The following is an 18,512-nucleotide window of genomic DNA, read 5'->3' as shown; positions in this document are numbered from 1 at the left end:
GCACGGGGCGGCGGCATGGCGGCCGTGGTCGGCATCGACGCGGCACGGCTGCGCGCACTCCTCGACGAGGGCACCCTGGGGTGGAGAGGCGCCCGACGTCATTTCCACCCGCGCCCCACCCTTGCTCCGATCCGGACGGCCGCCGCTCTCCATGGCGTCGGAGAGGTCGAAACCCACCGTCCTACGGAGGCTCAGGTCATGAGCGGCCTGCTCAACGTCGGTGTGATCATCGCGGTCGTCGCATTCGTGTTCATCCGGCCGTTCAAGGCACAGCCCCTCACTTCCGAGGGCCGGAAGCGGTGACTGATCCCAGTCGTCCTGACGGTCATGGCGCTGAGACAACCCGGTCTCCTGGACCCGCACCACCACACGTCATCCGCCGTCCTGCTCGCCGTGGAGCTCCTCATCGGGCTGGCCTGCGGCGCGGGCTGGGCCTGGACGACGCACATCTGGACGGACGAGGACGGCGTGGTGTGGACCAAGTGACGACCACCGCGACCACTGCGGGCCTGGCTTGGGGGCTATGTCGTACGGCTGGGCGCCGAGGCGCGCGGCAACGCCCGGCGGCTACTGACCCAGGAACGGGCCGCCCGTAAGGCCGAGGCCGAATCGGCGGCACTGGTCGAACGTGGGCGCATCGCACGAGAGGTCCACGACGTCCTTGCTCACAGTCTCAGCGCCCAGCTGGTGCACCTGGAGGCGGTTCGGCTGCTGATCCAGCGCAGCAGTGACCTCGAGGCAGAGCGTGAACAGCTCCTGGAACGGGTGGTGGCATGCGGGGGATGGCCCGTGAAGGGCTGGAAGGCACCGTGAGGCGCTTTCCGCCCTCCGCGGGGAGTTGGTCCCGGTCGAGGACTTCCTGGGCCGTCTGGCGGCCGCTGAGGGCGCTCGGCTGGACGTTACGGGCCAGGCTCACGCCCTGCCGGCCGAGGCCGGCCTCACGGTCCGTCGAGTCGCCCAGGAGGCGCTGACGGACGTGCGCAAGCATGCTCCGGGCGCCCGGGTGAACGTGCTGCTGGAGTACGCGGCGGAGGACGTGGGCCTTGAGGTACGCGACTTCGGCGGCCGTGAGCAGACCGGTGAGCTCGCCGGCAGCGGTTCCGGGTACGGTCTGCTCGGGATGCGGGAACGCGCCGAACTCCTTGGCGGAACACTGGAGTCCGGACCCGGTGAGGAGGGTTTCGTGGTGCGGTTGCGGGTGCCCGCATGACGGCACATGCGGTGGCCCGGGTGGTGGTCGTCGACGACCAGACGGTGGTGCGCGAGGGCATCGTGATGCTGCTGGGGCTGCTGCCAGGCATCGAGGTCGTCGGATCGGCCGCAGACGGCGAGGCAGCGGTCCGTATGGTCGTCGAACTCGCCCCCGAAGTCGCCCTGATGGACCTTCGCATGCCACGCTGCGACGGCGTCGAAGCCACCCGTCGCATCCGCGCCGACCACCCCGGTACCCAGGTCGTGGTGCTCACCACGTATGCCGACGACGACTCGCTCTTCCCCGCCTTGCAGGCCGGCGCCCGCGGCTACCTGACCAAGGACGCGGACGGCGACGAGATCGTCCGTGCCATCGACGATGTGCTCTCGGGCGAGGCCGGGCTGTCGCCGAAGATCCAGCGCAGGCTCCTGGAGCGCGTCACGGATCCCCCACACAGCGAGCCGCAACCGCCCGTGGAGCCACCGGACGGGCTGACCGCCCGTGAGGTGGAGGTGCTGCGGCTGGTCGCCGACGGCCAGCCCAACCCGGAGATCGCGCGCACGCTGCACGTCTCCACCGCGACTGTGAAGACCCACATCAACAACCTCTTCGCAAAAGCGGGCCTGCGGGACCGGACCCAGGCCGTCCGCTACGCCTACCGCCACGGTCTCGCGCAGCCGCCCGGATAGCTCATCGGGAGTTCGTCGGCAGAGTCGGGCAGAGAGGGACGGCTGCCTGGTCGGTGAGCCAGGGAGCGTGCCGCTCGTCGGTGCTCGATACGACGCTCTCGCCACTGGGTGGGTCAGCTGGACGACGCGGGGGTGGCTTGAAGCGCTGGGGTTCTGATCCGCCGGACGAACGTCACACCCAGTCGTAGCGGTGTTCCGGGCGGCCGGTCTCGCCGTACCTGAGGGTGAGGCGTACCCGTCCGGCCCGCTCCAGGAGCTTGAGGTAGCGCTGGGCGGTCTGTCGGCTCAGCCCCGCCTGGACGGCGACGTCCTGGGCTGACAGAGGGGTGTCCGCGGAGCGCAGCACCGAGCGCACGCGGTCGGCGGTGGCGGTGGAGTGGCCCTTGGGCAACTCGGCGGGACCGGCGTTGGCGGCACCCAACGCCCCGAAGATCCGGTCCACTTCGGACTGCTCCGCCTGCCCGCCGCCCGCGAACGTACGGTGCAGGGCGGCGTAGCCCTCCAATTTGGAGCGCAGGCCCGCGAAGGTGAACGGCTTGACCAGATACTGCAGAGCGCCGTGCCGCATCGCGGCCTGTACGGTCGCGATATCGCGAGCCGCGGTCACCATGATCACATCGGTGAGCAGGCCGCGCCTCCGCAGGTCACCGACCAGTTGAAGTCCTGTTCTGTCGGGCAGGTAGTGGTCCAGCAGGATCAGATCGACGGGGTGCGTCTCCAGGGCGGCGAGGGCGTCGGCGGCGGTGTGCGCCAGGCAACTGACGCGGAACCCTTCAACTTTGGCGACATACGCCGCGTTGATCCGCGCGACCTGCACATCGTCGTCCACGACCAGTACGTCGATCATCGCCTGGCCTCCTTGACGTCTTCGGCAGGGTGAGCGTCCTCGGTGCCTTCGTCCCGCCCGGTGGCGTGAGTGTCCATGACCGCTTCCTGGTGGGGTGCTTCAGCCGGCTGGGGAGGTTCCTCGGCCAACGCGTCTGGGACGGTCACGGTGAACACCGCGCCACCACCGGGCCGTTCGCCGACCTCGGCGCTGCCTCCGTAGCGCTCGGCGAGCCGGCGGACGAGTGCCAGGCCGATGCCGCGCTGTCCGTGCGCGGGCGGCTCCTTGGTGGTCCACCCCTCGGTGAAGATGTCCGTACGTCGCGACTCGGGAACTCCTGGTCCGTTGTCGCTGACGCGAACGACGGCGGTGCGGCCATCGGCTCGGACCTCGACCTCCAGTTGGGCGTCGTGCTCACCGGCCGTGGCGTCCAGGGCGTTGTCGACGAGGTTCCCGAGAACGGTGACCAGGCTGTGCGGGTCGACTAGCCGGTCGGGGAGGTGGGTATCGGGCGCGATGCGCAAGGAAGCGCCCCGTTCGGTGGCGACGGTGGCCTTGCCCACCAACAGGGCGGCGAGCAGAGGATCGTGAATGCGCTCGGTGACCTGTTCCGCGGTCGCCCGATGCACGCCCACGGCCTGTGTCACAAACTCCACGGCCTCTTCGCTCAGCCCCAGTTCGAGCAGGCCGAGGAGCGTGTGCAGCCGGTTGGCGTGCTCGTGGTCCTGGGCGCGAAGGGCATCGATCAGACCGCGGGTGCCGTCGAGTTCGCGGCCCAGCCGCTCCAACTCGGTGCGGTCGCGCAAGGTGACCACCGCACCCCCGTCGTCGGTCGGCATGCGGTTTGCCACCAGGACCCGGTGGCCGCTTACGGCCAGCAGGTCCGCTCCCGAAACACGGCCGGCCAGTACGTCGGTGGTACGGCCCGGTGGCAGGGCCTCGTCCAAAGGGCGGCCGATGTCCTCGTCGTGCAGGTCGAGGAGGCGCTGCGCCTCGTCGTTCATCAGGCGGATCCGTCCGCGCTTGTCGAGTGCGAGGAATCCTTCACGGATGCCGTGCAGCATCGCCTCGCGCTCGGCGAGCAGCGCGGAAATGTCGGAGAAGGCCAGGTCATGGGTGCGGCGCTGAAGGCGGCGAGCGACGAGGTAGGCGGCGAGCGCGCCGACGGCGAGCGCCCCGCCCGCGTAGGCGAGCAGCTGGGGGACGGTGGAGAGCAGCCGTTCCTGCACGCTCTCGTAAGCGATGCCGACCGACACGGCGCCGACGACCTTGCCGTTCTCGTCGCGCAGCGGGACTTTGCCGCGTGCGGTGCGGCCGAGGGTGCCCTCGTCGATCTGGATGACCTCCTGACCGGAGAGCACGGCGCTGGGGTCGGTGGAGACGTGGTGCCCGATCTCGTCCGGGTCGGTGTGGGACCACCGGACACCGCGCTTGTCCATGATCACCACGTACTCGGCACCAGTGGCGACGCGGATCCGCTCCGCCTCGTTCTGGAGGGGGCCGTGGCGGCTCGGCCGAGAGGACTCCAGGGCGTCGTCGAGCCGTGGCGCGGCGGCGGTGGTCTGTGCGATGGCGAGTGCACGGCGCATCGCCTGATCGTCGAGTTGTGCGCTGAGCGGGGCGAGGAAGAGACCGGTTGCCAGTGCCGTGACTCCTGTGGCTATGGCCAGCTGCACCATCAGGACCTGGGAGAACACGCGGCGCGGCCAGCCCAGGCGTGGCCTTGGCCGGCGCAGCTTGGGCGTGGGGGCGGAGGCCGACGCGTCGGTGGGCAACGCCGCGGGACCCGAGAGCCCAGCGCCACTCGGGCGCGGAGCTGACGCATCCTTCTCGCCCATAGCAACGAACAGTAAGTGCGGCGGCGGCCGGTTTGGTAATCCCCGGCGGGCGCAATTCGGAGGGTGTTCGGGCGACGACTCGCAGCGGCTGTGGATGGTGGTGGAAGGGCAGCGGGCGGTTATCCACAGGCCTTTCGATCGCGGACAGTACGCGCCTAGCCTCGCAGTGTGATGCCGATTCCGGCCGGATGAGAAACGCGCATGCGATGGGGTGCGCAGAGGGGAGCAGTCATGTGGTCCACGGGGGACAGGAAAGGGGCGTGGCGCGCGTCAGTGCGGGGCGGCGGGCGCAGGATCGTGGCGTGGCACGCGGTGGGGGCGTTGCTCGGCCTGGGGCTGGCTGCCTGGGTCCTGAAGCGGCCGGGTGCTGCTGAGCAGCTCGTGTGCTCTCCAGGTGCCGGCGACCCGGTCGCGGGACGGACTCCCCGTGAGGCCCGGTCGACAAAGGAGGCGAGAAGTACCGGTACCGCTTCGGGCGCGCGCCCGAAGCGGTACGCAGGGTCAGCTACAGGCTGCTGTCGCCCTTGTTTGGGCCGTACCTGGGAGGGTGGTGATGGAAGCAATCGCCATCCGCGCCGGTGGACCGAGCGGCGCACCACAGCTAGCGGGCGCCGGAGCGCTGTCGGTCCGCTGTTGAACGACCACCCGCCAGGTGCGGCCGTCCGCATGCGCAACGGAGACCGCCCAGGCGGGGAGCGCGCCCGCAGCCGGCCCCCTATGAGGCGTCCGGTCGTCGGCCGGCAGCAGTTCGGGCCGCACCGCGTCGGTCCGTATGACGTCGAGTGCGTCCGCGCGGTCCTCCCGAATGAGCTCCCGGACCGCGAGGTCGGCGGCCTGGGCAGGGCGGTCCCACGCCGAGCGGCCACGGCAGTGGTCGAGCGCGATCCGTCCGTCGCGCGCCGACTCCACGGCTTCCTTGACCAGCGGGGCCGAGGCGCGCCCGTAGGCGTAGCCGTAGGGGAGGACGAAGAGGGTGGGGGAGAAGCGGTGGCCACCGATGTGGGTGACTTCCCAGGCCTCGGTTCCGGCGGCGACGAGTTCCGCGGCGAGCGGGCGGCCGAGGAGGGCGCAACAGCGGTCCCGCTTTCCGTTGGTGCACACGAGGACGAGCGGATCGCCGGTGTACGGCTCCCAGAGGCCGGCATGCTCCCCGGCTCCCAGGGCGGTGAAGTTCAGCCCAAGGGCCGTGCAAGGGTCGGTGACCGTGGTCGTGCGGATCCATGAGCGGCCCGGTGCGGTGTGCGCGAGAAACATGCGGCGCCGGGAGGTGGTGTGGCAGTCGGCATGGCGTCCCGGTCTGCGGATGAGGGCGACGCGTACGCCCGTCCCCTCTGCCGCGGACTCCAGGGCTCGGCCGATGTCAGGGTCAAGGTGGCTGTCCGTCAGCGCGTTGGCTCCCCACGGCCCGGTCTGCTCGATGAGCAGCCAGGTCTGGGCAGTGGCCGCCGTACCGGCAAGAGGTTCGGCCGCATCACGGGAAGCGGTGGCGCAGGTACTCACATAGGTGAGCCTAACCTCATCTGCTGAGTGCCGTACTCCCGAGGGGGTATCGCGGGTTGTGCGTCCGTGGGAACGGCCTGGCTGAAGCCCGGTCCTTGGGCGGTTGAGCGGCGCCCGAACTGCCGGTCACCCCGCTCAGGGCATCGGCTGTGGTGGCTTCGGGCCGCGGTACTGGCCGATGGGCCGCATGCGGGCGGGGGGCTCGTCGTACTCCTCGAGGGCGTGGGCGATCCAGCCGGCTGTGCGCGCAATGGCAAAGATGGTCTCACCTGCCTCGCTCGGCATACCGGTCGCGACGGACAGCACGGCCAGCGCCAGGTCGACGTTGGCGTGCAGCTCCGTGTGACGGGCGGTGGTGGTGATCACTTCGCGGGCTGCCTGGAGTACCGGGCGGGCTCGCGGTACGTCTTCCAGTAGTCCGAAGAGGGCGCGGGCGCGGGGGTCCTCACCTGGGTAGAGGCGATGGCCCAGGCCCGGGACCCGGCGGCCGGCTCGCAGATGGTCGGCGACGACGGCGGCCGCGCTGCCGCGGTCCAGCACCTCAAGCAGCAGGCGGTGGGCGAGTCCGCTCGCCGCACCGTGCAGTGCGCCGTCCAGCGCCCCGAAGCCGGCCGAAACGATCGCGTACGGATGCGCACGTGCGGAGGCGGCGACCCGGACCGCGAGGGTCGAGGCGGCGAGGTCGTGATCCATGAGCAGAACCAGCGCGGCATCCAGGACGCGCAGCGATGCGGGGTCGGCCTTCTCGGTCGTCAGGCGTGACCACAGCCGCGGTGCCAGCGCGGCGGCGGACTGGTCAGGAGCCTGCGACGGCAGGGCGTCGACGAGGGTAGGGATCAGGCTGCGGGCGGTGTCGAGGACGACGTCTTCGGACAGGTCGAAGCGGAGCGGGTCGGCGGCCGCCGCGGCGATCACCGCGACCCGCAGTCGGTCCATCGGCCCACTGTGCGCCGGCAGTGCTTCCACGGCGCGGCGGGCCGCGGACAGTGCGTCGTGTGGCGCTGTGAAGCGGATGCCGCGGCGCATCTCGCCGGTCCACAGCCACTCGGCGACTTCCTCGTAGCTGTAGTGGGCGGCGAGCTCGGAGGTGTCGACGCCGCGGTAGTAGCAGTGGCCGCGGTCGATGAGGGTGATGCCGGTGCGGATCGCCAACTCCCCGCTGGAGGTGGGTGTTTCGCGTCGGCCACTACGGCGGGCCAGTGCCTCGACCTCCTTCGCGTCGAAGGTGCTGCCTCGGCTGCCCGGCTCGCGGCGGCTGGTCAGCTGGCCGCGGCTGACATACGCGTACAGGGTCTCGGGCTTCACGCCGAGCCGGTCGGAGGCTTCCCGGGTGCTCAACCGTCGCCCAGCTGTGTCCTGGTCCTGCGTGGTGTCTTGATCCGCCATGAGGTCACCGTATCCAGGTGCGCATGCATTGATTCAATCAATGTTGACGAGTATTGAGTCAAGCATAGATAGTCGGATCAATATTCGGGGAAGGAAGAACAAGGAGATCCGCCATGCCGATCGCCGAGGCGAACGCACCGATCGATGCGCCCCGTGGACTCGCGGGCGTCATCGTCACCGAGACCCAACTGGGCGATGTCCGGGACCTCGAGGGCTTCTACCACTACCGTCAGTACTCCGCCGTCGAGCTGGCCGTGAGCCGCAGCTTCGAGGACGTCTGGTACCTGATGTTCCACGGCGAGCTCCCCGACGCCGGGCAGCTGGCGGCCTTCACAGCGCAGACCGCCGCACTGCGTCCGCTGCCCGGCGCCGTACGCGATGCGCTGCCCGCCCTCGCCCAGGCCGGTGCGCTGGCCGGCCCGCTCGCCGGGCTGCGCAGCGCGCTCTCATTGCTCGGCGCGACGGCAGGCTTCCGGCCTCTGTACGACCTCGATGCCGACCAGCGGCGGGCCGACGCCCTTGCCGCCTGTGCCGCCGTACCCACCCTGCTCACCGCGCTCCACCGGCTTGCCCAGGGGCAGCAGCCAGTGGAGCCGCGCGCGGACCTCAGCCACGCTGCCAATTACCTCTACATGCTCACCGGTGAGGAGCCGGAGCCGGAGCGGGTGCGGGCGATCGAGGCCTATCTGATCTCGACCATTGACCATGGCTTCAACGCCTCCACCTTCACCGCGCGCGTCATCACGTCCACCGGCGCCGACCTCGCGGCCTGCCTCGTCGGTGCCATCGGTGCGCTCTCCGGCCCGTTGCACGGTGGTGCGCCGAGCCGCGCACTGGACACCCTCGATGCCATCGGCACACCGGACCGTATCGACGACTGGATCCGCGACCGTGTGCTGCGCGGCGAGCGGATCATGGGATTCGGCCACCCCGTCTACCGCACCGAGGACCCGCGCTCCCGGATGCTGCGCGGAATCGCGGAGGGCTACGGTGGCCCGCTGGTGGAATTCGCCGTCCAGGTGGAGGCGAGGGCCGAGGCGCTGCTGGCCGAGCTCAAGCCGGGGCGCGAGCTGCACATCAACGTGGAGTTCTACGCGGGCGTCGTCATGGAGCTGTGCGGGCTGCCGCGCGAGATGTTCACGCCCACGTTCTGCGCGGCCCGTGTCATCGGCTGGAGCGCCAACATCCTGGAGCAGGCGGAGGATTCGAAGATCATTCGCCCGGCGGCCCGGTATGTCGGCCCGCCTCCGCCGCAGCCGCTGCCCGCCGTCGCGCCCCTCTAGGAGCCGGGCCGGCAGCCGAGCCGGCAGCCAGGCCAGGAGCCAAGGGGGCCGGCCGAGCGCCGGGCCGGCGGTGGTCCGTTACGATCGACAGCTCGTTCGCCGCCGGTCCGTGCGGCCCGCCACCCGCACCATGGAGGCGCCCCTTGGCCACGCAACAGATCCCGGTCGTCGTGCTCGCCGGGTTCCTCGGGTCGGGCAAGACCACCCTCCTCAACCATCTGCTCGGCGCCGGTGACGGCACCCGTATCGGCGCGATCGTCAATGACTTCGGCAGCATCGAGATCGATGCCATGACGGTCGCCGGGCAGGTGGACTCGATGGTGTCGCTCGGAAACGGCTGTCTGTGCTGTGCGGTCGACACCAGCGAGCTGGACACCTATCTGGAGCGGCTGGCCCGCCCCGCCGCCCGTATAGACGTGATCGTCATCGAGGCCAGCGGGCTGGCCGAGCCGCAGGAACTCATCCGGATGATCCTCGCCAGCGACAACGACCGGATCGTCTACGGCGGGCTGATCGAGGTCGTGGACGCCGCCGAGTTCGATGACACCCGGGCCCGGCATCCCGAACTGGACCGGCACGTGGGTATCGCCGACATCGTGGTGCTCAACAAGGCCGACCGGATCGACGAGGTGGCGCGCAAGGCACTCATGGACCGGCTCGCGGAGCTCGCTCCCGGCCGGCCGGTGATCTGCACGGCATACGGGCGGGTAGATCCTGAGCTGTTCTTCGACCGTGGAGCGGGGGAGGACCTCGACGCGTCCGTGCGTCAGCTGTCGTTCGAGGATCTGCTGCGTGAGGCCGCGGCGAACGGCGGGCCGGCCGGTCACGCCGAGGAGCACTTTGGCCACGGTGAGGACCACGGTGGCCACGGCGAGGACCACGGTGTTCACAGCGAGGGCCACAGCGCACACGCCGATGGCCACTGTGGTCATCCCGAGCACGCGCACCACTCATGCCAGACCGGTCATCTCCACGCCGCCTATCAGAGCGTCGAGTTCACCTCGTCCGAGCCGATGCATCCGCGCCGTCTCATGGCCTTCCTCGACAGTCGGCCGGCCGGCCTCTACCGCATCAAGGGCTTCGTCCACTTCGACGTCCCGGAGAACCGTCAGAAGTTCACGCTGCACGCGGTCGGCGACTTCCTGCGCTTCTACCCTGCGCCGTGGCCGAAGGGCGAGGAACGGTGCACCCAGCTCGTCATGATCGGCAGCGGCATCGACGTGCCGGCGCTGCGCAAGGAGCTGGAGAACTGCCGTGAGACCGGCCCCTCGGATGCCGATGTGAACAGCATGTGGGGCGTGCTGCGGTATGTGGCTGCCCGTGAGGACGACCTCTGAGGGACGCGTGGACGACCCCTGAGGAGGAGAGCAGAGCGAGGAGAGCAGAGCAGGGGGAGGCCGAGGGAGCGGAAGGGCGCAGCGGCTGAGGGGTGCCGCTGGGGAAGATGCGGGCGGGCGCCGTCGGGCCGGGTGTTCACCGGCCTGACGGCGCCCGTCGGCGTCGCGTGGCGGTGTCGCCTACACCGGTCCCGCCAGGGCCGCCACCGGCTTGGCCAGCGGTACTCCTGAGCCGTCCCGTCGCGGATCGGCCTCCGGCAGGGCCACCGGGGCGCCCTTGGCGTCCGCGGCGCGTACCGGCGCCGCTACGGCCCACGCCTGGGTCAGACAGTCCTCGCCCTTCAGGAAGCGCTGGCAGCGCACGCCGCCGGTGGCCCTCCCCTTGCGCGGGTACTGGTCGAACGGGGTGAGCTTGGCCGTCGCCACCGAGTCGTCGAGCGTGCCGTGCGAGCTGGCGACGGTGAACACCATGGCGTCGGCGGCCGGGTCGACCGCCGAGAACGAGATCACCTTCGCGCCCTCGCCCAGCTTGATGCCCGCCATACCGCCCGCGGGGCGGCCCTGCGGCCGTACCTGCGACGCCGGATAGCGCAGCAGCTGCGCCTCGTCGGTGATGAAGACCAGGTCCTCCTCACCGGTGCGCAGCTCTGCCGCGCCTACGATGCGGTCGCCCTCCTTGAGGGTGATGACTTCCAACTCGTCCTTGTTGGCGGGGTAGTCGGGCACCACCCGCTTGACGACGCCCTGCTCCGTGCCGAGCGCCAGGCCCGGTGAGGACTCGTCCAGGGTGGTGAGGCAGATCAGCTCCTCGCCGTCCTGGAGCGTCAGGAACTCCGAGAGCTGTGCGCCACCGGAGAGGCTGGGCGAGGCCGCCGTCTCCGGGAGCTGCGGCAGATCGATCACCGAGAGCCGCAGCAGCCGGCCCAGGGACGTCACCGCGCCCACCTCGCCACGGGTCGTCGCCGGCACCGCCGAGACGATCACATCGTGCTTGACGCGCTTGGCGTCGACGTCGAAGGGCACCTCGCCGGTGACCGTGCGCGCCAGCAGCCCCGTCGAGGACAGCAGCACCCGGCACGGGTCGTCGGCGACCTCCAGCGGCACCGCGCCGACCGAGGCGCCCGCCGACTCCAGCAGGACAGTGCGCCGGTCCGTGCCGTACTTCTTGGCGACCGCGGCCAGCTCGTTGGACACCAGCTTGCGCAGCTCGGCGTCCGACTCCAGGATCCGGGTCAGCTTCTCGATCTCCTCCTGCAGCCGGTCACGCTCCGACTCCAGCTCGATACGGTCGAACTTGGTCAGCCGGCGCAGCGGGGTGTCGAGGATGTACTGCGTCTGGATGTCGCTCAGCGAGAAGCGCTCCATCAGCCGCTCCTTGGCCTGTGCGCTGTTCTCGCTGGAGCGGATCAGGCGGATCACCTCGTCGATGTCCACCAGGGCCGTCAGCAGGCCCTCGACCAGATGGAGCCGGTCGCGCCGCTTGCCGCGCCGGAACTCGCTGCGCCGGCGCACCACGTCGAAGCGGTGGTCGACGTAGACCTCCAGCAGCTCCTTGAGGCCCAGCGTCAGCGGCTGGCCGTCGACCAGCGCGACGTTGTTGATGCCGAAGGACTCCTCCATCGGCGTGAGCTTGTAGAGCTGCTCCAGGACGGCCTCGGGGTTGAAGCCGTTCTTGACCTCGATCACCAGGCGCAGACCGTGCTCGCGGTCCGTGAGGTCCTTGACGTCCGCGATGCCCTGGAGCCGCTTCGCCCCGACAAGATCCTTGATCTTGGAGATGACCTTCTCGGGACCGACCGTGAAGGGGAGTTCGGTCACGACCAGGCCCTTGCGGCGGGCGGTGACGCTCTCCACCGTCACCGTCGCGCGGATCTTGAACGTGCCGCGGCCCTTCTCGTATGCGTCCCGTACGCCGCCGAGGCCCACGATCCGGCCGCCCGTCGGCAGGTCCGGGCCGGGCACGAAGCGCATCAGGGTGTCGAGGTCGGCGTTGGGGTGCTTGATCAGATGGCGGGCCGCAGCGATGACCTCGCCCAGGTTGTGCGGCGGCATGTTCGTGGCCATACCGACGGCGATGCCGGACGCCCCGTTGACGAGGAGGTTCGGGTAGGCGGCAGGCAGGGCGACCGGCTCCCGCTCCTGGCCGTCGTAGTTCGGTGCGAAGTCGACGGTGTCCTCGTCGATCGACTCCGTCATCAGGGACGTCGCGGACGCCATCCGGCACTCGGTGTACCGCATGGCCGCGGGCGGGTCGTCGTTGCCCAGGGAGCCGAAGTTGCCGTGGCCGTCCACCAGGGGCACCCGCATCGAGAACGGCTGCGCCATGCGCACCAGGGCGTCGTAGATGGACGCGTCGCCGTGCGGGTGGAGCTTGCCCATGACCTCGCCGACGACCCGGGCGCACTTGACGTAGCCGCGGTCGGGGCGCAGGCCCATCTCGTTCATCTGGTAGAGGATGCGGCGGTGCACGGGCTTGAGGCCGTCGCGGGCGTCCGGCAGGGCGCGCGAGTAGATGACCGAATACGCGTACTCGAGGAAGGAACCCTGCATCTCGTCGACGACGTCGATGTCGAGGATCCTCTCCTCGAAGTCGTCCGGCGGCGGGGTCTTCGTGCTGCGGCGGGCCATCGCGGCTGCGGCTCCTTCTGCTGCGTCTACTGCCGATGTCGGGAACCGGTGTCCGGGCGACACCGGTCAATCTGTCGGGTCAATCGGCCGGGGGATCAACCGGCGGGTATCTCTGAGTCTGACGCGGACCATTGTGGACCGCCCCACTGACAACGCCCACCGCGACTCCCCCTTCGGCTCCGCGGGGCCGGGCACGGCGCACGATCGGGGCCGGTCGGACGGGAACTTCGCCAGATGCCGACGCGCTTGCATACAGTGACAGAACTTCCTCGCAAGCGGATCGAAGGGACGTACATGCCCATGGGTCACACGGCCACAGAACAAGCCGGCTCCGGCGGCCTGACAGCGACCGAGCACCGGCTGGCCAACGGCCTGCGCGTGGTGCTCTCCGTAGACCACCTGACCCCGGTCGCAGCGGTCTGCCTGTGGTACGACGTCGGCTCCCGCCATGAGGTCAAGGGTCGTACGGGCCTGGCTCACCTCTTCGAGCACCTGATGTTCCAGGGCTCCGCCCAGGTCAAGGGGAACGGCCACTTCGAGCTGGTGCAGGGCGCCGGCGGCTCGCTCAACGGCACCACGAGCTTCGAGCGCACCAACTACTTCGAGACCATGCCCGCCCATGAGCTGGAGCTCGCGCTCTGGCTGGAGGCGGACCGGATGGGCTCGCTGCTGACCGCGCTCGACGAGGAGTCCCTGGAGAACCAGCGCGACGTCGTCAAGAACGAGCGCCGCCAGCGCTACGACAACGTCCCCTACGGCACGGCCTTCGAGAAGCTGACGGCCATGGCGTACCCGGAGGGCCACCCGTACCACCACACGCCCATCGGGTCGATGGCCGATCTGGACGCCGCCTCGCTGGAGGACGCGCGGGCGTTCTTCCGTACGTACTACGCGCCCAACAACGCCGTCCTGTCGGTCGTGGGCGACATCGACCCCGAGCAGACGCTGGCCTGGATCGAGAAGTACTTCGGTTCGATCCCCTCGCACGACGGCAAGCAGCCGCCCCGGGACGGCACGCTGCCCGACGTCATCGGCGGCCAGCTCCGCCAGGTCGTCGAGGAGGACGTGCCCTCCCGCGCCCTGATGGCGGCCTATCGCCTGCCGCACGACGGCACCCGTGAGGCGGACGCCGCGGACCTGGCGCTGACGGTCCTGGGAGGCGGGGAGTCCTCCCGCCTGTACAACCGGCTGGTGCGCCGCGACCGCAGCGCCGTGGCGGCCGGCTTCGGCCTGCTGCGGCTGGCCGGCGCGCCGTCGCTGGGCTGGCTGGACGTGAAGACGTCCGGCGGTGTGGAGGTGCCCGACATCGAGCGCGCCGTCGACGAGGAGCTGGCCCGTTTCGCCGCCGAGGGCCCCACCCCGGAGGAGATGGAGCGCGCGCAGGCCCAGCTGGAGCGCGAGTGGCTGGACCGGCTGGCGACGGTCAACGGCCGCGCCGACGAACTGTGCCGCTTCGCCGTCCTGTTCGGTGACCCGCAGCTCGCGCTGACCGCCGTGCAGCGGGTCCTGGACATCACTCCCGAGGAGGTGCAGGCGGTGGCCAAGGCCCGGCTGCGCCCCGACAACCGCGCGGTGCTGGTCTACGAGCCCACCGAGCAGACCGACGCCGCCGACACCGAGGAAGGGGAGGCGGACCAGTGAGCGACGCCACCAACCGCGCAGGGTCCGCCATGAGCAGCATGGACTTCCACCCCCAGCCCCGGGGTGGCGCGCCCAAGCCGTGGGCCTTCCCGGCCCCCGACCGCAGCCAACTGCCCAACGGGCTCACGCTCCTGACCAGTCACCGTCCCGGCCAGCAGGTCGTCGCCGTCGAGGTCAACCTCGTCGCGCCGCTGGACGCGGAGCCCGAGGGCCTGGACGGCGTCGCCACGATCATGGCGCGCGCCCTGTCCGAGGGCACCGACAAGTACGACGCCGAGGAGTTCGCGGCCGAGCTGGAGCGCTGCGGCGCCACGCTGGACGCCCACGCCGACCACCCCGGCGTACGGGTCTCCCTGGAGGTCCCGGCCTCCCGGCTGCCGCGCGCGCTCGGTCTGCTGGCCGACGCGCTGCGTGCCCCCGCCTTCCCGGACAGCGAGGTCGAGCGGCTGGTGCGCAACCGCCTCGACGAGATCCCGCACGAGCTGGCGAACCCGGCCCGGCGCGCGGCGATGGCGCTGTCCAAGGAGCTGTTCCCGGCCACCGCGCGCATGTCGCGGCCCCGCCAGGGCACCGAGGAGACCGTGGCGCGGATCGACGCCGCGGCCGTCCGCGCCTTCTACGACGCCCATGTGCGGCCCGCCACGGCCACCGCCGTCATCGTCGGTGACTTCACCGGCGTCGACCTGGACGCGGCGCTCGCCGACACCCTCGGTGCCTGGAGCGGCTCGACGGCCGAGCCGCTGAAGGCCTCGCCGATCGTCGCCGACGACACCGGCCGCGTGGTGATCGTCGACCGTCCCGGTGCCGTGCAGACGCAGCTGCTCATCGGCCGGATCGGCGCCGACCGGCAGGACCGGGTGTGGCCGGCGCAGGTCCTCGGCACGTACTGCCTGGGCGGCACCCTCACCTCCCGTCTGGACCGTGTGCTGCGGGAGGAGAAGGGCTACACCTACGGGGTGCGCGCCTTCGGCCAGGTACTGCGCTCCACCTCCCCCGCGTCCCCAGAGGGGGCCACGGGCGCCGCGCTGCTTGCCATCAGCGGCTCGGTGGACACCGCCTCCACCGTCCCGGCGCTGGAGGACCTGTGGAAGGTGCTGCGGACCCTCGCGGCAGAGGGGCTGACGGACGACGAGCGGGATGTCGCCGTACAGAACCTCGTCGGGGTCGCGCCGCTGAAGTACGAGACCGCCGCGGCCGTCGCCGGCACGCTGGCCGACCAGGTGGAGCAGCAGCTCCCGGACGACTTCCAGGCGCAGTTGTACGCCCGGCTCGCGGAGACCGGCACGGTCGAGGCGACCGCGGCGGCGGTCAACGCCTTCCCCGTGGACCGGCTGGTGACGGTCCTGGTGGGTGACGCGGCGCAGATCGCCGAGCCCGTGAAGGCGCTGGGCCTGGGCGAGGTGACGGTCGTCAGCGGCTAGTTGCGCCGTATGACGGCAGATCAGGTACGACCGGCGGCTCCCGTGGCGTTCACTCGCCACGGGAGCCGCCGTATGTCCGGTTTGTGATGGCTGGTTGGGTCGGTTCTTGTGGCATCCCGCACAAAAAAGCGGTTCCGTTTGCCGATCGAAAGTTGCCCCGATTAGCGTCGGCCCGGCTGTTCGTCACAACTCCGCCACAACAGTGGCACCGGACAGTCATCGCCGAGTCCCCGTACGGCGCGAGCCAGGGGAGCCGGGGACCCACATGTCCCCTGGGGTGAATCGGGCGCCTCTCCGGAGGAGCCCGTAGGAGACCTTCCTGCTCCGAACCCGTCAGCTAACCCGGTAGGCGAGAAGGAAGGAAAGGACAAGCCAGCACATGGCGTTCATACGTGCCACCGGGAAGCACCGTCGTGCGAGCCGCACCGCCCGCTCGACCCGCAACATCGCGGGCATAGCCACCCTCGCGGCCTCCGGTGTGGTCGCCTCCGTGGCCTCGCCGGCGCTGGCCGCCACCGATGAGGCACGTACCCAGGACACCGGGCTGCAGCAGGCCGTCGTCCTCGGTGACGAGCTCGCCAGCCGCATTGAGGCCCAGGCCGACGCCCAGCAGGCCGCCGCCGAGATCGCCGCCGCGAAGGCGGAGGCCGAGGCCGTCGCCAAGAAGCAGGCCGAGGAGGCCAAGCGGCGCGCCGAGGCGGCCAGGAAGAAGGCCAAGGCCGAGCGCGAGGCCAAGGAGCGCGCCGCCCGCGAGGCCGAGCGCAAGCGCCTCAACGCCTTCGTCGCCCCGCTGGGCGACTCCTACGTGTCCACCGCCTACAAGGCCTCCAGCGGCCTGTGGTCCTCGGGCAGCCACACCGGCATCGACTTCCACGCCGCCTCCGGGACCCCCGTCCACGCCGTCGGCGCGGGCACCGTGGTCGAGGCCGGCTGGGGCGGCGCGTACGGCAACAACGTCGTGGTCAAGATGAACGACGGTACGTACACCCAGTACGGCCACCTGTCGTCGCTCTCCGTCTCGGTCGGCGAGACCGTCACCCCGGGCCGGCAGCTCGGCCTCTCCGGTGCCACCGGCAACGTCACCGGCCCGCACCTGCACTTCGAGGCCCGCACCACCCCCGACTACGGCTCGGACATCGACCCGATCGCGTATCTGCGCTCGCACGGCGTCAACGTCTGACCGACCACCGGCCCCTCCGCGTCGCCTGACCTGTCGCATCGCCCGGCCAGCGGACACGTCCGCTGGCCAAAAAATATCCATGAATAACCGGAGTCCGTCGGAAAAGCCGTCCCGGTCGAATAGAGTCACGGAAATGTCGCCGACCGGCGGCGTTTCCCGGGGATTACGGCGGAGGCACGGACGATGCGAGGCCATATTTCCGCGCATGCGGTCTGCACGGCGATTCGCGAGGACATTGTCTCCGGTGCGCTGGCGCCGGGGAGCCGTCTGATCGAGGAGATCCTGGCGGCGCGTTACGGCGTCTCCAGGGTGCCGGTCCGCGAAGCGCTGCGCACCCTGCAGTCGGAGGGCTTTGTCACCACCCGCCACCACGCGGGCGCCTGCGTCGCCGAGCCCACCGAGCAGGAGGCCGCCGATCTCCTGGACATCCGCGCGCTCCTGGAGCCGCTGGGCGCCGCCCGTGCGGCCGCCCGTCGCAGCCCGGCCCACCTCAAGGTGCTGCGCGGCCTGGTGCGGCTCGGCCGCGAGCGGGCCCGCCACGGCAACCCCGCGGACCTGCGCCAACTGGACGGCTGGTTCCACGAGACGCTCGCCCAGGCCGCCGGCAGCTCCAGTCTGACCGCGCTGCTGACCCAGCTGCGACGCAAGATCGAGTGGATGTACGCCGTGGAGCCGCCGGCCCGGACCGGCGAGACCTGGGACGAGCACGGTGCGGTGCTGGACGCGGTGGCCCGGGGGGACGCGGAACGCGCCCGCGCCCTGATGGCGGCCCACATCGAGCGCTCGCTGCCGGTGTACCGGCTGCGGCGCCCGGCCAGGACCGAGGTGAGGGATCCGAAACGGCCCGTCAACACGGCGCGCGCCCGCTCTTAACAAGAGCCCCGTATACAAAGGGGTGCGGCGGGGGAGCGGTAACGCGCGAAGGCCGCGGGGTGGGTTCTCGTGTCGGACCGTATCTCGGCCTGAATTCCTTATTCGGATTTCCTGGCTCTTCGCTCCGGATCCGGGATTACAGGATCCTGGAATCCCGGATCCTGCATCGTGCATGCTTTGCCGGAGCCGTTCGCAAAAGTCTTTCTTCGGGGGCTTTCGTTAAGGGATTCCCCGCAGAATGCACTGCGGCCCCGCCTCCGTAGCGAAACGGCCCCGCCGCGGCGACCGTGTCCCGGTCACCGCGGCGGGGCCGCCGCATGCAGCAGAGGTCCTGGCGGACTCAGACGGTCTCGGGGAGCTCCTCGAGGCCCTCGGCGACGAGCTTCGCCAGGCGGTCGAGCGCGGCCTCGGCGCCCTCGGCGTCGGAGGCCAGCACGATCTCCTCGCCGCCCTGGGCGCCCAGACCCAGGACCGCGAGCATGGAGGCCGCGTTGACGGGATTGCCATCAGCCTTGGCGATCGTCATCGGGACACCGGAGGCGGTGGCCGCACGGACGAAGATCGAAGCGGGGCGGGCGTGCAGGCCCTCGGTCCAACCGACATTGACGCGGCGCTCAGCCATGGTGTTGCCCTTCAAAGTCGTGACTGTTGTCTAGACCATTCTCTCACGCTGTCGGGAGTGCTCCGGCAGCCCTGAGTCCTGTCCCGAGCGTACGCG

General features: G+C 70.6%; 16 protein-coding genes, 1 pseudogene and 1 riboswitch. Of the genes and pseudogenes, 11 read left to right on the top strand and 6 right to left on the bottom strand.

All coding sequences use genetic code 11. The features are described 5' to 3' along the window. From ACWD6P_RS30685 to ACWD6P_RS30665, 5 genes and pseudogenes are all read left to right on the top strand, one after another. Window positions 1-303, top strand: a pseudogene (locus ACWD6P_RS30685) (hypothetical protein); the annotation flags it as partial. A gap of 24 nt (window positions 304-327) precedes the next feature. Further along, window positions 328-486, top strand: a complete 159-nt coding sequence (locus ACWD6P_RS30680; protein ID WP_451447427.1) for a hypothetical protein — start codon at window positions 328-330, stop codon at window positions 484-486. 15 nt (window positions 487-501) lie between these two features. Beyond that, window positions 502-813 carry a histidine kinase gene (locus ACWD6P_RS30675; protein WP_451447432.1) on the top strand — a complete coding sequence of 104 codons (312 nt, stop codon included), beginning with the start codon at window positions 502-504 and terminating at the stop codon, window positions 811-813. Between the two features lie 25 nt (window positions 814-838). Further along, window positions 839-1,210, top strand: coding sequence for a sensor histidine kinase (locus ACWD6P_RS30670; protein WP_451447426.1), 372 nt, complete (start codon window positions 839-841; stop codon window positions 1,208-1,210). Beyond that, window positions 1,207-1,881 carry a response regulator gene (locus ACWD6P_RS30665; RefSeq protein ID WP_451447425.1) on the top strand — a complete coding sequence of 225 codons (675 nt, stop codon included), beginning with the start codon at window positions 1,207-1,209 and terminating at the stop codon, window positions 1,879-1,881. The genes ACWD6P_RS30670 and ACWD6P_RS30665 overlap by 4 nt, the downstream gene beginning before the upstream one ends. Before the next feature lie 172 nt (window positions 1,882-2,053). Here ACWD6P_RS30665 and ACWD6P_RS30660 read toward each other — a convergent pair whose 3' ends face one another. The 4 genes from ACWD6P_RS30660 to ACWD6P_RS30645 form a co-directional block, all read right to left on the bottom strand. Further along, window positions 2,054-2,728 carry a DUF7342 family protein gene (locus ACWD6P_RS30660; RefSeq protein WP_451447424.1) on the bottom strand — a complete coding sequence of 225 codons (675 nt, stop codon included), beginning with the start codon at window positions 2,726-2,728 and terminating at the stop codon, window positions 2,054-2,056. Continuing rightward, window positions 2,725-4,386: an ATP-binding protein gene (locus ACWD6P_RS30655; protein WP_451447431.1), complete on the bottom strand. Its 1,662-nt coding sequence runs from the start codon at window positions 4,384-4,386 to the stop codon at window positions 2,725-2,727. The genes ACWD6P_RS30660 and ACWD6P_RS30655 overlap by 4 nt, the downstream gene beginning before the upstream one ends. A gap of 660 nt (window positions 4,387-5,046) precedes the next feature. Then, the gene (locus ACWD6P_RS30650; RefSeq protein WP_451447423.1) at window positions 5,047-6,045 is read right to left on the bottom strand and encodes a sucrase ferredoxin; all 999 of its coding nucleotides are present in this window, start codon (window positions 6,043-6,045) and stop codon (window positions 5,047-5,049) included. Between the two features lie 135 nt (window positions 6,046-6,180). Continuing rightward, window positions 6,181-7,431, bottom strand: a complete 1,251-nt coding sequence (locus ACWD6P_RS30645; protein WP_451447422.1) for a citrate/2-methylcitrate synthase — start codon at window positions 7,429-7,431, stop codon at window positions 6,181-6,183. A 113-nt stretch (window positions 7,432-7,544) separates the two neighbouring features. Between ACWD6P_RS30645 and ACWD6P_RS30640 the strand changes: the two genes are divergently transcribed. Both ACWD6P_RS30640 and ACWD6P_RS30635 read left to right on the top strand, forming a co-directional pair. Continuing rightward, on the top strand, window positions 7,545-8,714 hold the full coding sequence (locus ACWD6P_RS30640; protein WP_451447421.1) for a citrate synthase/methylcitrate synthase: 1,170 nt from the start codon (window positions 7,545-7,547) through the stop codon (window positions 8,712-8,714). 143 nt (window positions 8,715-8,857) lie between these two features. Then, window positions 8,858-10,051 carry a CobW family GTP-binding protein gene (locus ACWD6P_RS30635; RefSeq protein ID WP_451447420.1) on the top strand — a complete coding sequence of 398 codons (1,194 nt, stop codon included), beginning with the start codon at window positions 8,858-8,860 and terminating at the stop codon, window positions 10,049-10,051. Window positions 10,052-10,231: 180 nt separating this feature from the next. Here ACWD6P_RS30635 and ACWD6P_RS30630 read toward each other — a convergent pair whose 3' ends face one another. Beyond that, a complete protein-coding gene (locus ACWD6P_RS30630) occupies window positions 10,232-12,679 on the bottom strand; it encodes a DNA gyrase/topoisomerase IV subunit A (RefSeq protein ID WP_451447419.1) in 2,448 nt (815 codons plus the stop codon). 300 nt (window positions 12,680-12,979) lie between these two features. On the opposite strand from ACWD6P_RS30630, the gene ACWD6P_RS30625 reads away from it, so the two are divergent. From ACWD6P_RS30625 to ACWD6P_RS30610, 4 genes are all read left to right on the top strand, one after another. Further along, complete coding sequence (locus ACWD6P_RS30625; protein ID WP_451447430.1) at window positions 12,980-14,320, top strand: M16 family metallopeptidase; 1,341 nt, start codon at window positions 12,980-12,982, stop codon at window positions 14,318-14,320. 38 nt (window positions 14,321-14,358) lie between these two features. Next, window positions 14,359-15,741, top strand: coding sequence for a M16 family metallopeptidase (locus ACWD6P_RS30620; protein WP_451447429.1), 1,383 nt, complete (start codon window positions 14,359-14,361; stop codon window positions 15,739-15,741). A gap of 210 nt (window positions 15,742-15,951) precedes the next feature. Further along, a riboswitch (cyclic di-AMP (ydaO/yuaA leader) is annotated at window positions 15,952-16,107 on the top strand. A 13-nt stretch (window positions 16,108-16,120) separates the two neighbouring features. Then, complete coding sequence (locus ACWD6P_RS30615) at window positions 16,121-16,921, top strand: M23 family metallopeptidase (protein WP_451447418.1); 801 nt, start codon at window positions 16,121-16,123, stop codon at window positions 16,919-16,921. 183 nt (window positions 16,922-17,104) lie between these two features. Then, a complete protein-coding gene (locus ACWD6P_RS30610; RefSeq protein ID WP_451447417.1) occupies window positions 17,105-17,794 on the top strand; it encodes a GntR family transcriptional regulator in 690 nt (229 codons plus the stop codon). Between the two features lie 340 nt (window positions 17,795-18,134). On the opposite strand, the gene ACWD6P_RS30605 is transcribed toward ACWD6P_RS30610, so the two are convergent. Then, window positions 18,135-18,416: an HPr family phosphocarrier protein gene (locus tag ACWD6P_RS30605; protein WP_393496576.1), complete on the bottom strand. Its 282-nt coding sequence runs from the start codon at window positions 18,414-18,416 to the stop codon at window positions 18,135-18,137. Window positions 18,417-18,512: the final 96 nt, after the last annotated feature.

This window comes from Streptomyces sp. NPDC002446, assembly GCF_053595675.1.
This window is presented reverse-complemented; position numbering and strand designations above follow the sequence as displayed.

Excerpts from the sequence above, each read along its gene's own strand:
- ACWD6P_RS30680 (WP_451447427.1), top strand. The coding sequence starts at position 328 with ATGGCGCTGAGACAACCCGGTCTCCTGGACCCGCACCACCACACGTCA.
- ACWD6P_RS30665 (WP_451447425.1), top strand. The coding sequence starts at position 1,207 with ATGACGGCACATGCGGTGGCCCGGGTGGTGGTCGTCGACGACCAGACG.
- ACWD6P_RS30660 (WP_451447424.1), bottom strand. The coding sequence starts at position 2,728 with ATGATCGACGTACTGGTCGTGGACGACGATGTGCAGGTCGCGCGGATC.
- ACWD6P_RS30655 (WP_451447431.1), bottom strand. The coding sequence starts at position 4,386 with ATGGTGCAGCTGGCCATAGCCACAGGAGTCACGGCACTGGCAACCGGT.
- ACWD6P_RS30645 (WP_451447422.1), bottom strand. The coding sequence starts at position 7,431 with ATGGCGGATCAAGACACCACGCAGGACCAGGACACAGCTGGGCGACGG.
- ACWD6P_RS30640 (WP_451447421.1), top strand. The coding sequence starts at position 7,545 with ATGCCGATCGCCGAGGCGAACGCACCGATCGATGCGCCCCGTGGACTC.
- ACWD6P_RS30630 (WP_451447419.1), bottom strand. The coding sequence starts at position 12,679 with ATGGCCCGCCGCAGCACGAAGACCCCGCCGCCGGACGACTTCGAGGAG.
- ACWD6P_RS30625 (WP_451447430.1), top strand. The coding sequence starts at position 12,980 with ATGGGTCACACGGCCACAGAACAAGCCGGCTCCGGCGGCCTGACAGCG.
- ACWD6P_RS30620 (WP_451447429.1), top strand. The coding sequence starts at position 14,359 with ATGGACTTCCACCCCCAGCCCCGGGGTGGCGCGCCCAAGCCGTGGGCC.
- ACWD6P_RS30615 (WP_451447418.1), top strand. The coding sequence starts at position 16,121 with ATGGCGTTCATACGTGCCACCGGGAAGCACCGTCGTGCGAGCCGCACC.
- ACWD6P_RS30610 (WP_451447417.1), top strand. The coding sequence starts at position 17,105 with ATGCGAGGCCATATTTCCGCGCATGCGGTCTGCACGGCGATTCGCGAG.
- ACWD6P_RS30605 (WP_393496576.1), bottom strand. The coding sequence starts at position 18,416 with ATGGCTGAGCGCCGCGTCAATGTCGGTTGGACCGAGGGCCTGCACGCC.